At 42.6% G+C, this 14,333-nt stretch carries 10 protein-coding genes; 5 read left to right on the forward strand and 5 right to left on the reverse strand.

From position 1 onward, the window contains the following. Positions 1-40 precede the first annotated feature (40 nt). From FO442_RS18700 to aroA, 3 genes are all read left to right on the forward strand, one after another. Positions 41-181: a hypothetical protein gene (locus FO442_RS18700; protein WP_186279998.1), complete on the forward strand. Its 141-nt coding sequence runs from the start codon at positions 41-43 to the stop codon at positions 179-181. Between the two features lie 177 nt (positions 182-358). Next, a complete protein-coding gene (locus tag FO442_RS08765) occupies positions 359-1,441 on the forward strand; it encodes a chorismate mutase (RefSeq protein ID WP_144332783.1) in 1,083 nt (360 codons plus the stop codon). Continuing rightward, positions 1,438-2,676, forward strand: coding sequence for a 3-phosphoshikimate 1-carboxyvinyltransferase (gene aroA / locus FO442_RS08770; protein ID WP_144332784.1), 1,239 nt, complete (start codon positions 1,438-1,440; stop codon positions 2,674-2,676). Before FO442_RS08765 ends, aroA begins: the two co-directional genes overlap by 4 nt. A 346-nt stretch (positions 2,677-3,022) precedes the next feature. Here aroA and FO442_RS08775 read toward each other — a convergent pair whose 3' ends face one another. From FO442_RS08775 to FO442_RS08790, 4 genes are all read right to left on the reverse strand, one after another. Beyond that, positions 3,023-5,032 carry a mucoidy inhibitor MuiA family protein gene (locus tag FO442_RS08775; RefSeq protein WP_144332785.1) on the reverse strand — a complete coding sequence of 670 codons (2,010 nt, stop codon included), beginning with the start codon at positions 5,030-5,032 and terminating at the stop codon, positions 3,023-3,025. A gap of 56 nt (positions 5,033-5,088) precedes the next feature. After that, the gene (locus tag FO442_RS08780; RefSeq protein ID WP_144332786.1) at positions 5,089-7,089 is read right to left on the reverse strand and encodes a DUF4139 domain-containing protein; all 2,001 of its coding nucleotides are present in this window, start codon (positions 7,087-7,089) and stop codon (positions 5,089-5,091) included. A 66-nt stretch (positions 7,090-7,155) separates the two neighbouring features. After that, on the reverse strand, positions 7,156-8,517 hold the full coding sequence (locus FO442_RS08785) for a PD40 domain-containing protein (protein ID WP_144332787.1): 1,362 nt from the start codon (positions 8,515-8,517) through the stop codon (positions 7,156-7,158). 139 nt (positions 8,518-8,656) lie between these two features. Further along, the gene (locus FO442_RS08790) at positions 8,657-9,508 is read right to left on the reverse strand and encodes an EI24 domain-containing protein (RefSeq protein WP_186280000.1); all 852 of its coding nucleotides are present in this window, start codon (positions 9,506-9,508) and stop codon (positions 8,657-8,659) included. A 142-nt stretch (positions 9,509-9,650) separates the two neighbouring features. Between FO442_RS08790 and purB the strand changes: the two genes are divergently transcribed. Both purB and FO442_RS08800 read left to right on the forward strand, forming a co-directional pair. Continuing rightward, positions 9,651-11,003 carry an adenylosuccinate lyase gene (gene purB / locus FO442_RS08795; RefSeq protein WP_144332840.1) on the forward strand — a complete coding sequence of 451 codons (1,353 nt, stop codon included), beginning with the start codon at positions 9,651-9,653 and terminating at the stop codon, positions 11,001-11,003. Positions 11,004-11,034: 31 nt separating this feature from the next. After that, complete coding sequence (locus tag FO442_RS08800; protein WP_144332789.1) at positions 11,035-12,582, forward strand: hypothetical protein; 1,548 nt, start codon at positions 11,035-11,037, stop codon at positions 12,580-12,582. Positions 12,583-12,620: 38 nt separating this feature from the next. Here FO442_RS08800 and lnt read toward each other — a convergent pair whose 3' ends face one another. After that, entirely contained in the window at positions 12,621-14,219 is a 1,599-nt protein-coding gene (gene lnt / locus FO442_RS08805) for an apolipoprotein N-acyltransferase (protein ID WP_144332790.1), read from the reverse strand. Between the last annotated feature and the right edge of the window lie 114 nt (positions 14,220-14,333).

A 14,333-nucleotide genomic window follows, 5' to 3' on the forward strand; every position in this document is an offset into this window, starting at 1 on the left:
ACAAGTGACAAGCCGTTCAAAAAAATAGGTATAATGAATTATGCGTCAGTCACTTTTTGAGTTAACTGCCACCACCAAAATTTCATTGTTTGTTGAAAAATCATGGAGCAAAGATACAGTTGCAAATGATATTTCCAAGAAAAAATGTGAAATAAATAGTTTTATGTTTGATTTTGGTTAAATAAATAACATTACTTTTGGCGGGTAGTCATGCAAAAAACAACAATAAAATCTTTTCGTTGGCACTTTGAAATACGCTGAATTTCGAAGTGTAAATACGTGTTTGTTATCAATCCCGCTTCGTATTAGAGCGGGATTTTTGTTTTTAAATGAATTAAAAAAAGTAATTTGGTAAATCATGAGCAGCATCATTCAAAAAGGAGGAAAAAGACCGATCATTATCGCAGGGCCTTGCAGTGCAGAGACCGAAGAACAAATGATGGAAACGGCATTGCAAATCAAGGAGTTTTGTAATATCGACATGTTGCGGGCAGGAATCTGGAAACCACGCACCCGGCCCGATTCGTTTGAAGGTGTGGGAGAAGTCGGTTTAAGCTGGCTGGTGGACGCCGGAAAAGTACTCGGTGTTCCAACAACTACGGAAGTGGCCAACACCAAACATGTGGAGCAAGCGTTGAAAGCCGGTGTAGATATTCTTTGGATCGGAGCACGTACGACGGTCAACCCCTTTGCTGTTCAGGATATTGCGGACGCACTGAAGGGAGTGAAGATTCCTGTTATGGTGAAAAATCCGGTCAATCCGGATCTGGAATTATGGATTGGTGCTTTTGAACGCCTGGAAAAATCCGGAATTACGGAATTGGGAGCAATTCATCGTGGTTTTTCCGTTTATAAGCATGCCAAATACCGGAACGTACCCAATTGGGAAATTCCGATTGCTTTGCATGAACGGCTTCCCGATCTGCCGATTATCAATGATCCGAGCCATATTACGGGAAACAGGAATTTGCTTTTGGAAGTTTCACAAAAGGCAATGGATTTAAACTTTGATGGATTGATCATTGAGACCCATCGAAATCCGGATGTTGCCTGGTCGGATGCCGCACAGCAGCTGACACCGGAGAATTTGGGTGTGTTGTTGGATTCACTGGTGTTGAGGTCTCAAAATTCGGAAAAACTGGATAGTGAACACATTTCGGTGATCCGTGAGAAAATAGGGGATCTGGATGATCGCTTATTTGATATCCTGACCGCCAGAATGCAGTTAAGTGAGGAGTTGGGAATTTTCAAAAAGGAACACAATATCACCATCCTTCAGCCGGAACATTGGAAAAAGATCATTTCCGCCAGGCTCAACCGGGCTTCGGAATATAAATTGAGTGATCGTTTTGTGCGCCAGGTCATGGATGCGATTCATCAGGAATCGATTCGTCACCAGGTTCGCGTGATGAACCATTCTTCAGATAAGGAAGAGCAATGAAGCAGTTAATCCGTCCGAAGGTTCTTTCAGGGAATATTGCTGTTCCGGCATCGAAAAGTGACGCTCAAAGAGCTGTTCTTTGTGCCGCCCTTGCTGAAGGAACTTCCAGGCTGACCGGAATGGGAAAGAGTGATGACGAACAGGCAATGCTGCGCGCAGTTGAACAAATGGGAGCTGAGATTGTTCCGATTTCAGATACAATAATTGAAATTACCGGTATTAAAAGTCTGCCGGAAGGATTGCACTTGTCTGCCGGAGAATCCGGTTTGGGGTTGCGTTTACTGACTTGTGTTACTTCTGGTTTTAACAGGGAAGTTTCGCTTACAGGAAGGGGAAGTTTGCTTGCGAGGCCAATGAATTTCTTTGATACTGTTTTGCCCCGGTTTGGTGTTCAGGTTTCAACGAATAACGGGTTCTTGCCAATAAAAGTCCATGGACCGCTTCAGGGAACAGATTTGCAGGTCGATGGTTCTCTGAGTTCTCAGTTTATTTCGGGTTTGCTGATGGCGCTTCCTGGAAGCAGGAAGGCGAGTTCATTGGAGGTCATTGACATGAAATCCGGGCCGTATATCCAAATGACAATCCATACTTTAAGTCAGTTTGGAATCGTGATTGAAAACGAGCATAACCGGTTTACAATTCCGGGAAAGCAACAATACCGGCCGGCTCACTATTCCATCGAATCCGATTGGAGTTCTGCAAGTTATTGGCTGGTTGCTGCGGCTATCGGACACCCGGTTTCAGTTTCCGGACTAACTATGCGTAGTTTGCAGGCAGATAAGTCATTATTGAAGGCTCTGATTGCTGCCGGTTGCAGGATCGTAGCGGAAGAAGATTTAATTCGGGTAGACGGTTCAGGTCTCCGGGCTTTTGAATTTGATGCGACCGATTGTCCCGACTTGTTTCCTGCTTTGACTATTCTGGCTGCAAAATGTGATGGCGTATCGACCATTCGGGGAGTAAACAGGTTGATTCACAAGGAAAGCAATCGCGGAATAGCTTTGCAGACCGAATTTGGAAAAATGGGATTAAAAATTGATTTGAATGACGATCTGATGGTGATTTATGGATCGGGGAAATTGCATGGAACAGAGGTGGATTCACATCACGATCACCGGATTGCCATGTCCCTAGGTATCGCAGGAAGTATCGCAAACGGTGACACTATTCTCACAAATGCAGACGCAGTTTCTAAAAGTTATCCCGATTTTTGGGAGCACTTCAACTCTTTGTAATCAAATTCAGCCGTTTAGACTGAAAATTAACCACTTATCATATATTCTATTTATTTGATAGAACGACTTTGAAAAACCGACTTCCTTTTTTAACTTCGTAAGGCTGAAACACTAATATTCGACATCTACAACTTACTACTAAGTTCCAAGGAGTTTTTTATTTCACGTTACAGCGATATTTATTGCCACATTTGCTGTGTTTGACTAGACCACTCAAAACGCTGCAAGGTTTTTTGATTTCTATAGGTTGGTTATACAGTGAGTGCTGCAATAGTAATTTTTCTTCATAATCAGGTAAAAGCATCAGCCACGGCTGATGCTTTTGAAGTTTAAAAAGTCTGGTTTTTTATTCCAAATAAACCGGTTGGCTTTTCCCGTAATCTACCTGGTAATCAAATTTGAACTGTTTTGTTTCTCCTTTGTTCGTGGTGAATTTCCAGGTCAGGATCCCGGTTTTTTCGTCCAAATCAGCATCGACGAATGTTCCGCGTTTCACTTTGATATCGTCATTGACAGAGATCGGGAAGTGATCTTTCACAATGATCGGAATGGAAGCTCCACCGTTATTGCGAATGGTGAAATCCCAGGTTACTTCGTATTTGTAACGGTTTCCAAGCAGGCGGGTTTTACTCATTTCCTCACTTCGTTTTCTGGAAGCAACAATTTTCTTGTCTTTTCCTAAAGAAAAGCTCAGGGTATCTTTCGAAGAATTCACATCGATGTAGCTTTTACCGATATACGTTCCGTCAAAGTACAGGTTTGATTCTCCATTTAGAAGGTTCAATTTTTCCCATCCGGAAATCTGCGCCACCAAATACACCGATTCATCCAGTTTCGGCACAGCGTGGTATTCGTAATCGGCTTTCATTTGATAAGTGGCAATGGCCACACGGTGGTCTGCATCATCTGAAGGAACCGAGAACGGTGTTTCGATCTGGAATTCCATGCGCAGGTCTTTTTCTACCTGGTTGGCGATGGTAGTTGAATAAACTCCTTGAGTAACGGCTCCTCTGCTGGTGCCTGGAATCCGCTCCAAATCTCTTTTACTAAGTTTCGCTGTTCTGGTTGCTCCGTCTATTTTATAAGCACTGATACTCACTTCGTCTAATTTCCCTGAATAGTCGTCATCCAAGTTCAAATCTTTATTCTGTCCGTTATCAAATCTCCCAAAAGCGTTTCCACCAATGGGATTATTTAATGTTTCCATAGCAACAGCTTCCGGATAGAGTTGTGTTTTGATATAAGGCGCATTGATGTTGACGTATTGTGAATGATAACCCAAATAGGAAATGATATAGCTACGTTCGCCTCTTGGAACAGAGAAGGTAAAATGTCCCGTAGCATCGGTTGTGAAACTGTTCAATGGATTGTTGTTCATGGAGATTTTTGCAAAAGCCAACGGCTCGCCGGTGGTTGCATCGGTTACTTCTCCGTGGATGGTTTCGCCGTCAAAATTGTATTCCGGGATGTAACGTTCAACAACCTGTTTTCTGGGAGCCGGTGTATAATAATTCACATACCACGGATCGATTTTTGGTTCCTGGGTATTGTCGTACGGATCGTTGGTGGAAAGGATGAGTTTTACATTTTTCCAGTCGATCCCGGTATTTTGTGTCACCAAACCTTTGGCTTCGAGCAAAACCGGTGCGCCAACTCCGTTGCTTCGCATGTCGTAATACGGTTTCCAGGAAGCTTTGTGGGTGATGTAGGTGAAATCGAACTCGATTGTTCCGGCTTTTTCCACATCCAGTTCTACTTCCACTTCCGTGTAATTCACCACCGGTAAGCCTTTGCGGGTATTGATTTCCTGTTCGATGGTATTGATCTTGCGGACCACGGCTTCAATCTCGGAATCCAATTGTGATTTGCGGGTGTTGATCTCGGACAGCTTTGCATGGAAAAAGGTCGAAGCTTCTTTCAGCTCTGCAATTTTCATGGCCTGCTGCTGACTGCTCAGGCTGTTGTTCTTCATCAAAAGCTGTTCGTCCAGAAGCAGGACTTTGTATTCGTCACGCAGAGTACGCTCCTGCTTCTCCAATGCTTTTTTGCGATCGTTCTTTTCAGTTAACTCCGTTTCGGCAATCGTTTTATCGTCGAAATTCTTTCTGGTCCGGACACTTAAGATCGTGGCTGACTCGGAGCATTTCAGCTGAATGGAACTGGGGTCCAAAAAATCGGTTAGTTTTTGGAATACAACGAATTGTTTCCCGGTTCCCAGGCTGAGTTCTTTTGCATGTTCTACCTGCGCTCCTTCTTTGAAAACAGTGACTTTCCGGATCGGGGCTTCTGCTTTGGTTTCCTTCTGGCTCCAGCCAAAAACGGGGAAAAGTACCAGGATTAAAATTATTTTTTTCATGAGCTTAAAATCTGTTGTTCTATACAATGATGAAAATTTTGTGTAATTCCATAAGATTATTCCAAATAAACCGGTTGGCTTTTCCCGTAATCTACCTGGTAATCAAATTTGAACTGTTTTGTTTCTCCTTTGTTCGTGGTGAATTTCCAGGTCAGGATCCCGGTTTTTTCGTCCAAATCAGCATCGTCGAATGTTCCGCGTTTCACTTTGATATCGTCATTGACAGAGATCGGGAAGTGATCTTTCACAATGATCGGAATGGAAGCTCCCCCGTTATTGCGAATGGTGAAATCCCAGGTTACTTCGTATTTGTAACGGTTTCCAAGCAGGCGGGTTTTACTCATTTCCTCACTGCGTTTTCGGGAAGCAACAATTTTCTTGTCTTTTCCTAAAGAAAAACTCAGGGTATCTTTCGAAGAATTCACATCGATGTAGCTTTTACCGATATACGTTCCGTCAAAGTACAGGTTTGATTCTCCATTTAGAAGGTTCAATTTTTCCCATCCGGAAATCTGCGCCACCAAATACACCGATTCATCCAGTTTCGGCACAGCGTGGTATTCGTAATCGGCTTTCATTTGATAAGTGGCAATGGCCACACGGTGGTCTGCATCGTCTGAAGGAACCGAGAACGGAGTTTCGATCTGGAATTCCATGCGCAGGTCTTTTTCTACCTGGTTGGCGATAGAAGCATCGTATAGTCCCGGAGTACTATCCATATTATGTGAGAAATTATATGCTTCTGCTTTTTTACCTTTTGAACGTAATTTGCGATCGGCAGAAATACCCGCTGTCAATTCCAATTCACTCAATTCTGTTGTTCCTAAGGCATCGGTAAGATAGATTTCCTGACCTGTTGTTACTCGACTGATATTGCTTGAGGTCGGGAACATGTTTTCAAGCTTTTCCATAGCGATCGCTTCCGGATAGAGTTGTGTTTTGATGTACGGAGCATTGATATTTACGTATTGAGCACGGTATCCCAAATAGGAAATAGTGTAACTGCGCTCGCCTCTTGGAACAGAGAATGTAAAGTGTCCTGCGGCGTCTGTTGTAAAGCTGTTTAACGGGTTGTTGTTCATGGAAATTTTTGCAAAAGCCAACGGCTCGCCGGTGGTTGCATCGGTTACTTCTCCGTGGATGGTTTCGCCGTCAAAATTGTATTCCGGGATGTAACGTTCAACAACCTGTTTTCTGGGAGCCGGTGTATAATAATTCACATACCACGGATCGATTTTTGGTTCCTGGGTATTGTCGTACGGATCGTTGGTGGAAAGGATGAGTTTTACATTTTTCCAGTCGATCCCGGTATTTTGTGTCACCAAACCTTTGGCTTCGAGCAAAACCGGTGCGCCAACTCCGTTGCTTCGCATGTCGTAATACGGTTTCCAGGAAGCTTTGTGGGTGATGTAGGTGAAATCGAACTCGATTGTTCCGGCTTTTTCCACATCCAGTTCCACTTCCACTTCCGTGTAATTCACCACCGGTAAGCCTTTGCGGGTATTGATTTCCTGTTCGATGGTATTGATCTTGCGGACCACGGCTTCAATCTCGGAATCCAATTGTGATTTGCGGGTGTTGATCTCGGACAGCTTTGCATGGAAAAAGGTCGAAGCTTCTTTCAATTCTGCAATTTTCATGGCCTGCTGCTGACTGCTCAGGCTGTTGTTCTTCATCAAAAGCTGTTCGTCCAGAAGCAGGACTTTGTATTCATCACGCAGAGTACGCTCCTGCTTCTCCAATGCTTTTTTGCGGTCGTTCTTTTCAGTTAACTCCGTTTCGGCAATCGTTTTATCGTCGAAATTCTTTCTGGTCCGGACACTTAAGATCGTGGCTGACTCGGAGCATTTCAGCTGAATGGAACTGGGGTCCAAAAAATCGGTTAGTTTTTGGAATACAACGAATTGTTTTCCGGTTCCCAGGCTGAGTTCTTTTGCATGTTCTACCTGCGCTCCTTCTTTGAAAACAGTCACTTTCCGGATCGGGGCTTCTGCTTTGGTTTCCTTCTGGCTCCAGCCAAAAACGGGGAAAAGTAGTAAGAGTATTAATTTGTTCATAATTAGCTATAAAAAAAAACGTACCCATTCAGGTACGTTTATGTGTTCAATTCGTTCAATAGAAGATTAAAGTTTTACCGGTAAAATCAATTTGCTTAAATCTATTTCATAGATGTCGATACTACTTTTCTTATCATTTATTGTTAATCCGCTTAAATATGCTTTCCCCAATTCTTTGTAGATCACAAAATGGGTATCGTCGTTTACTGAATTCACTAAAGGGCCTAAGTTCTTAGCTTTTGTCCAGCCTGTTCCGGTATTTTCAGAAACAAATATGTCCAATCCACCCATTCCGATGTGTCCTTCAGAGCTGAAGAACAAGAATCTTCCGTCCGGAGAAATGAAAGGAGTAGTTTCACGCATGTTGGTGTTTACACTATCGCTTAGAATTTTTGCCTCTCCCCAGGTTTTTCCGGTTCGTTGGACCACGTAGATGTCTGTGGAACGTTTATCACCTTTTCTGTCCGAAACAAAATACATGGTGTTTCCATCTGCAGTTACCGTTGCAGAGCCTTCAAAGAAACTGGTATTGATGGATTTGTTTGGAATGACTTTCGGAACATTCCATTTCCCTTTTTTGGTAAATTCCACTTCTGCAATATCGGAAGATCCGGTTATTTTTTTCGCGTTGGTTGCTGTATTGTTTATCGTTACAATAGCATGCAGACCGTCTTTGGAAAGCCAGGACATGGATTCGAATCCGGGACCGTTAATCCGTTCAACATCGTTGTTGATACTGTCATACTTCAGCATTTTCTCATTCCAAACCCCTGTGTAAACATCTTCGAAATATTCCTGATCATCCGGGTTCATCATTCCACCGGTTGTATTCGCTCTTCTGGAAGTGAAATAGATGCGTTTTCCGTCCGAGCTGAAAACCGGTGAGTAATCATTGTATCCCGAATTTACATCGCCCATTAAAGGCATTCTCAGATTGGCGGTTCCTTTGTATTGTTTTGCAAACCGGACGGAAGCCAGTTTACTTTCCGTATTTAATTCTTTTGCCCGTGATTTGGATAGATGGGTCAAAGCCAACTGGAAATACTGCTCCGCAGAATCCAATTCATTGATGTTATGACAGGCAATGCCAAGAATGTCGTAAACTTCCGCATCTACGTCCTCCGGACCTTTTGCAATGGCCTCCAGGCCATATTGTTTTGCGTAGCCGAAATTTTTCAGGCGGTAATGGCAGTAAGAAATCCAAAAAGAGGCTTTCCATGAGTTCGGATCTTTTAGTGCAGCTTCACGGAATACCAATAGTGCTTCACGGATTTTATTTTCTCCGACCAGTTGTTTCCCCTGATCAATTTTGATCAAAGCAGCAGACTTGTCAATGATTCCTGTTACACTATCCTTTGGAATAGAAGTAAAAGCGAACGATTTGGTTGCGCAGAGTAGTAATAATAAAGTTCCAAATAGGATTTTCATATGTCGATGTTGTATAATTCGAAGACAAAGTAAGATAAAAAAATCAAAAAACAACCTATCGGTTGATTGTTCAAAGGTTCAAAAGGTTGAAATGTTCAATGGTTTCGATTTTTGAACTTTTGAACTGCTTTGCCCCCTTTTACTTTAAAGTGTTTTCCGCGAATGCGTCTCTTGCGTGTGCTTTGAGATCCAGGATGTCATGCATGGCAATCGTTGCAGCAACAATCGCCCAGATAGGCGCGAAGGAAGCGCAAAACCAAAGCCCCAAGTTGCTGGTGAACGTCAATAGGAATTGTCCCGGGTCTGCACCGAAACCCGACCAATCGAACAGGGTGTTCAAATCGATAAAGTTCCAGATCAGGATGGAATAAACAGAACCGATCGAAAGAGCAATGCCGCGATTTTCCCTGGCCAGTTGTGTGCTTTCCTGCACATTCATCTGCAAACGTTCGTGAATGTAATCCATGAACGAGAAACCGTAATAATAGAAACTGATAAAGAACAACACATGTCGCACCGGGCTGCTGCTAAAATCCCCCCAGCCGATAACCCCGATCAGGAAGATAATCGTAAAAAAGAACACTTCCCACATGATATTCCGAACTCCGATTTTCAAACCGCGTTTGATGTCGTTAACCAGTTGTGTAAAGTTGAACCGGTAGCGGTTGCCTGTTAAGATAAATTCGACTTTTTGGGAAATTTTTGAGAATAATGGTGCCAAAAGGATTACCACCAGGTATTTTGCAAAACGCATCAGGGTGGTTGCAATCAAAATTTCGAAAAGCAATTTGATCAAATACCAAATGATGCCATTCATACTTGTTGCCGTTGCTTTGGGCTCGTGCAGGTGAATCATGAAACCAAGCTGGTAGATTCCCAGCATCAGGATGGCGGGAAAAATAATGTAGAGATACAATTTGTAATCGACGATTAAACGAAATGCCTTGATGTAAGCTTTATAACCGATAAACAGGTTCCTGATGAATCGCATACTCAAATTTAATATAATTCCGGATTGAAAGGGAACTTCGATTGTGTTCAGTCTCCTTTTCTTTTCAATTTTCAATTCTCCATTTTCCATTATAAAGAACTATCTTTGCACCTTCCCAAAAAAAGAAAATATGAGTAATGCAATGTCTCTCACGTCTTTAACAGCAATCAGTCCGGTAGATGGACGTTATCGTTCTAAAGTGAGCGAGCTGGCCCCTTATTTTTCCGAATTCGGATTGATTAAATACCGGGTGCATGTAGAGGTTGAGTATTTCATTGCGCTGGTCGAAGCCGGAATTGGTCCGTTAAAAGAAGTGTCAACTTCTATTTTTCCCAAACTGAGAGCAATCGTTACGGCATTCTCGGAAGCGGATGCTTTGGCGATAAAAGAAATCGAAAAAACAACAAACCACGATGTAAAAGCGGTTGAGTACTTCCTGAAAGATAAAATGCAGCAACTGGGATTGGAAAACTACCTGGAATTCATTCATTTCGGGTTAACCTCACAGGATATCAACAATACATCGATCCCATTGAGTTTAAAAGAAGCGGTAAATGAAGTATACATTCCTTCATTGAATGAATTGATTTCTGTTTTGAAAGGATATACCAAGGACTGGTCGGGAATTGCATTATTGGCACGAACACATGGTCAGCCGGCTTCTCCGACAATTTTGGGAAAAGAAATCGGTGTATTTGTTTACCGTTTGGAAACACAACTTGAAATTTTGAAAACAATTCCTTACGCAGCTAAATTTGGAGGGGCAACCGGAAATTTCAATGCACACCAGGTTGCTTTTCCGGATACGGACTGGGTCGCTTTTTCTAATCGATTTGTCAATGAGCAATTGGGACTGAAACGAAGTCAGCTGACAACCCAAATAGAGAATTACGACCAGTTGGCGAACCTGTTCGACTGTTTAAAGCGCATCAATACCATTATCCTGGATTTAGACCGCGACATGTGGACCTATATTTCCATGGAATATTTCAAGCAAAAATTGAAAGAAGGGGAAGTTGGTTCTTCAGCGATGCCACACAAAGTAAACCCAATCGATTTTGAAAATTCCGAAGGAAATATCGGGATTGCCAATGCCCTGTATGAACATTTGGCTGCAAAATTGCCGGTGTCGAGACTACAGCGTGACTTAACCGATTCGACGGTGTTAAGAGCAATCGGGATGCCGCTTGCACATTCGCTGATCTCATTTAAAGCAACGATTGCAGGATTGAATAAATTACTCTTGAACGAAGCTGCAATCCAGCAGGACCTGGAAGATAACTGGGCGGTCGTGGCAGAAGCGATCCAGACAATCTTAAGAAGTATCGGTTTTCCAAAACCATATGAAGCATTGAAAGGGTTGACGCGTAAAAATGAGAAAGTGACACAGCAAACGGTGCATGATTTTATCGATACACTGGAAGTGGATGTTGCAATGAAAGAACGTTTAAAGAAAATCACGCCTTCAAATTATACCGGGGTGAAGCTGGTGTAAGGAACTTTTATTATATTACAGAAAAAAAGCCTTGCGATTTCTTCAACTCATTTTTTTTCTGTTACTGAGCAATTTCTTTTGGGGACAAGTACCTCCTCAAATTGATTGGGGACCGGAAAACCTGGCGCGCCCGAATACGATTGCAATTCTGCCGAAGGACAACGGAATTTTCTTTACGTTCCATTATGGCAACGGATCCTTGATGCCTTCAGCTAAAATTTCGCGTTTTGAGAATGGAAAAGAGATCTTTTCCAAACGGATTGAGCCCAGAATTGATCAGAAAATGGTGACTTTGGAAGACATGTTCTTGTTTTCTAATCGCTTATTCGGATTGTTTTCCGACAAAATCGGCCCGTCGGTGACCTTGTACATGCAGGAATACGATGATGATGTGGATCCTTTTGGTCCGCCATTGGTGGTAGCTTCCTATGTGATTCCGAAAGGCTGGAGCAGGAATGTATTGGTGACAACGAAAGTTTCTCCCGAAAACAATTTTTTAGTGGTGGATTACCTGATCCCGGCGAAGAAAGAACCATTCGATCGTTTCGGATACAACATTCTGAACAAGCAAATGGTTTCTGTGCGTGAAGGAGAGTACGAAATCCCTTATGAGTCGAATCTTTCTGCTGTTGAAGCGAGACATTTGACGGATAAAGGAGATTATTTTTTGGGGGTATCTGTTTTCTCCAAAGCATATTACAGTGTCTGGAAAGATTTCGGACAGGTAGATAAATCGGTGTTAATCCACATGAGTCCCGGAGATTCCCTGAAGATGTACGAGCTGGATTTGGAGCAGCGAAAAGTCTACAATTTTGTGATTACTTCGAATGATTCCAATGCGATCGTTACCGGTACCTGGGGCGGAGAAGATTCCAGGGGCGCCAAAGGAGTATTTTATTCGTCTTTTTCCCTGGATTCAAATAGATTGGAATTGCCTAAGTTCCTGGAATTTCCGGCGGAAATCCTGGACCAGGAAAATCCGCAAACGGATGATATTTACAGTTACCAGAATATCAACGGAGAACTACTGAATTATGCTTTCCGGAATGTGATCCTCCTTCCCGACGGTTCGATCAATGTACTGGCCGAGCAATACTACATCTACGAAGTGAATACCACCGATTCGCGCGGGATGAACCAGGTAACGAATTATTACAATTACAACGATTGCATTGTGTATTCGCTCTCACATGCGGGGGAACTGAACTGGTTCCGGAAAATTCCCAAGAAGCAGGAATCTGTCAATGATTTTGGCCAGTTTTCTTCCCTGATAAGTTACGTAAGCAAAGGAAACCTGGTCATTTTTTTTAACGATCATATCCAAAATTACGACCAAATCGGGGAGTATTTGGGAACTCGGATTCCCTTTTCAAATACCCTGAGGTACAAAGAATATTGTTTGGCAAAAGCGCGCGTAAATCTGGAAAGCGGTGAAACCCAGCGAGTCATGTTTTCGCCCTACGATGCAATTGAAGCCTTTGTTTGCCTGAAACTTTCCTGTGTGAATTACAGCACGCATCAGGTGATTTTTGCCGCTTCCAACAAGCGGGATAAATATGGGTTTCTTACTTTTGAGTAGCCCTTTCGCAACAGGTTGCTTCTTACCCCGGAATTGCGTCAGTTTCTTTTTCTCCGGAAAATACGCAGGATCCTTAAGATCAGGAACATTCCGAAACCGACTACTGCAAAATATCCGATAAAATCGCCCAATACCTGGTAAAGTGTTTGTTTGGAGTTGAGTTGAATCGTGTAATTAAATTGATCTTTTACCCACCAGTTGGTTTGTTTCAAAATTTCTCCGCGATTGGAAATAATTCCCGATGTCCCGGTGTTTGCAGATCGAACCACGTATTTATTGTTTTCGATTGCGCGCAGACGGGCAAATTGAAAATGCTGCTTGTAACCCGGCGTATCTCTCCACCAACCGTCATTGGTAATAATTGCTATAAATTGGGAGCCATTTTTTGCCTGCTTTGCCAAAAAACCGCCGTAAATGGATTCGTAACAAACTACCGGAGAAAATTTGACCCGGTTTTTCTCAAAAATTTTTGGTTCGGTTTCTGTTCCCAAACTTCCCGATCCACCTTCCATTTCAACTGCCAATTCTTCCAGGAACGGAAACATTCCGACGAAAGGGATTTTCTCCACACCCAATACGAGTTTCGATTTATGAATGATTTTAGGATTGGGAGTATTGTCGAAGAGGATAGAGGAATTGTAATCCTCCACGTAGGCATTCAATGGGGGAATGAATTTGCTTGCAGCCGAATTTTTATAGTCAAAGACCTGGAAGGTGGTTGCTCCGATCAATAAACCCGCATTCGCCCATTTAGCACGATGCTCGTTGATTACGTAAAAGAACGTTTCCTTGCGTAAGCCTGTTTCGTAAATTTTGGAAGTGGGATAAAGAGATGTTTCGGGTGCGATTACCAGTTGGGTTTCTTTGGAGACCGCCTGGTCTGCCTGATCCAAAATCGACTTCAGTTGTTCTTCATTTCCCAATACAAATTTTTCCCCGTACGGGTCAATATTGGGTTGGATAATCGCTACGTTGTAGGGTATCCCCTCTGTACTTTTCGAGACATAAAGGATGAGTGATAAGCACAATGGAAGGATAAGAATAAGCAGTGACAAAATGAAATACGTGTTTCTCAGAAGGTTTTTCGGTCGAATGATCAACTTGTAGAAGAGCAGGTTCATGACGAGTATCCAAAGCGAGCCACCCAGAACTCCGGTAATGGAATACCATTGAACCCAGGAAGTTCGTGGAGCAAAAACATTTCCTAAAGTAAGCCAGGGCCAGGATAATTCCCAGTGAAAATGCAAAAATTCGAAGCTCAGCCATACGCAGATCAGGATAGGACCATTCCATTTTGAACCCAATTTTCGTTTCAGTAAATGGTAGACCAAAAATGTCAGTGCCATTAATAAACTATTTGCAAAGAATGCCATGTATGCACCTCCTTCACTTGCGTAATAAACCCACCAGGTTGTACCCACATTGTAAATGAAAAAAGCCAAATAAGCCTGGAGAAAAAGACTGAAAGCTTTCCGTTTCGAATGAAAATAAGACTCAACCAAGAGCAGTGGAACCCATGCTAAGAAGGTGAGAGGAGTGAGATTTCCGGTTTCGGGAAATGAAACGGTTAAAAGAATTCCCGATAAAATACTTAGTAACCAGCGATTTAGTCTTTTTTGAATGATTTTTTCTATCATACTACGAAATTACAATTTGTTTGATGATGAAGCGTCTATTTCGACGAATGCCTTGAAAACAAAGACGAATCGGGCGGTTTAAATGTGAATTATCACACATAAAATTGAAAATAA

It is taken from the genome of Fluviicola chungangensis (assembly GCF_007558725.1).
In the GTDB taxonomy this organism is placed as follows: domain Bacteria; phylum Bacteroidota; class Bacteroidia; order Flavobacteriales_D; family Crocinitomicaceae; genus Fluviicola; species Fluviicola chungangensis.

Excerpts from the sequence above, each read along its gene's own strand:
- FO442_RS18700 (WP_186279998.1), top strand. The coding sequence starts at position 41 with ATGCGTCAGTCACTTTTTGAGTTAACTGCCACCACCAAAATTTCATTG.
- FO442_RS08765 (WP_144332783.1), top strand. The coding sequence starts at position 359 with ATGAGCAGCATCATTCAAAAAGGAGGAAAAAGACCGATCATTATCGCA.
- aroA (WP_144332784.1), top strand. The coding sequence starts at position 1,438 with ATGAAGCAGTTAATCCGTCCGAAGGTTCTTTCAGGGAATATTGCTGTT.
- FO442_RS08775 (WP_144332785.1), bottom strand. The coding sequence starts at position 5,032 with ATGAAAAAAATAATTTTAATCCTGGTACTTTTCCCCGTTTTTGGCTGG.
- FO442_RS08780 (WP_144332786.1), bottom strand. The coding sequence starts at position 7,089 with ATGAACAAATTAATACTCTTACTACTTTTCCCCGTTTTTGGCTGGAGC.
- FO442_RS08785 (WP_144332787.1), bottom strand. The coding sequence starts at position 8,517 with ATGAAAATCCTATTTGGAACTTTATTATTACTACTCTGCGCAACCAAA.
- FO442_RS08790 (WP_186280000.1), bottom strand. The coding sequence starts at position 9,508 with ATGCGATTCATCAGGAACCTGTTTATCGGTTATAAAGCTTACATCAAG.
- purB (WP_144332840.1), top strand. The coding sequence starts at position 9,651 with ATGTCTCTCACGTCTTTAACAGCAATCAGTCCGGTAGATGGACGTTAT.
- lnt (WP_144332790.1), bottom strand. The coding sequence starts at position 14,219 with ATGATAGAAAAAATCATTCAAAAAAGACTAAATCGCTGGTTACTAAGT.